At 40.2% G+C, this 1,344-nt stretch carries 1 protein-coding gene; it reads right to left on the bottom strand.

Annotation, left to right across the window (positions count from 1 at the left end; all coding sequences use genetic code 11):
- Positions 1–1,122: ethanolamine ammonia-lyase reactivating factor EutA (locus AC1DRF_RS28010; protein ID WP_477742312.1), on the bottom strand; the 1,122-nt coding region annotated here is incomplete at its 3' end.
- Positions 1,123–1,344 lie beyond the last annotated feature (222 nt).

The following is a 1,344-nucleotide window of genomic DNA, read 5'->3' as shown; positions in this document are numbered from 1 at the left end:
AGGGGGGTCTTCTGCGCTGAAAATAGTTGAAGCCTGYATACATGCCGCTCGAACTCTTTCTTGAAACAGCTGCGGATTCCACGTCTCTTCTTGCTGAACGGGTATCTCTACAATCGGGATATTTTTTAACGGCAGCCGCTTCKACCCAATATATACGGTTGATCCGCTAACTTCTGTATTTTGCATACCAGCCCCAATTACAGTAGCGCGCGTTGTCTCAGCGGATTGAGATACTTGAATGGATTGAAAATAATATGCTAGAAGCGGACCAACGTCTCCGTGTATGGCCACTTCCTTCACTGTTATTGGCTTTTGCTTCTCCATCATTGCTCCTACTCCTCCTGAAACCATGATCGTTTCAGGATGTATAGAAGATCTTGTATGAGGAGAAACGAGCAGCGAGGAATTTTGATTCAGCGCTTTTACATAATTCACGGTTTCTTYAGCTAGTAATTGACAGATAGACGAAAGCTTTTCAAATGCTGCTTTTTCACCTTCTCGCAGTGTCAAAGAATTATTTTTCAAAAATTCAGTTAAATGAGAAGAAACGTAGGTAACAAGACCGTCTTCATTTAGTCGAATTAATCTCCCGCCTACATGCAGTGTAAACGTTTCTATCACTTTTCCATTTTGACATAAAGCGATGTTAGCAGTGCCTCCCCCTACATCAATATTGGCAATTACTGCATTTGTTTCAGCAGAACGCTCTATTGCTCCCGATCCTTTTGCAGCTAATATTCCTTCCAAGTCAGCGCCGGCTGTTGCAACAACAAAATCCCCAGCATGTTCGRCTAGATAGTGAACGATACTTTCTGCATTTTGCTTTCTGGCCGTTTCTCCTGTGATGATCACAGCACCTGCCTCCACTTGATCTAAGGAGATTCCTGCGTTCTTATACTCTTGTTCTAGTAGTACCGTTAATCTTTGAACATCGATTTCAACATCGTTTAGCATAGGGGTGGTATAGATAGAACTTACATACGTTACGCGACGATCAATAATTTGACAGCCTGGCAGCGTAAACTGATTTTGTTGATTTGCTATTAACAGCTTGCTTACAATCAATTTTGTTGTGCTTGTTCCGATATCTAAACCTATGCTCGTTATCCATTTCTGTAGCATGCTATCAATCCCTTATCTCGTTTGAATATGGTGATTATCATAAAACAGTTTTTTGAATATTTCACTAACTATGTTATCAAACCTGACACACTTTTGTGTAAACAAAGGTGACACATGATAAAAAAGACTAAATCTTGGTAGATTTAGTCTTTTTGCTTATGATGAGCGCGATTTAGTTACAATCATTCTTGATGCGGATGGAATTAATAGTGAAAGAATGAC

This window comes from Priestia sp. P5_B4 (assembly GCF_056400385.1).
This window is presented reverse-complemented; position numbering and strand designations above follow the sequence as displayed.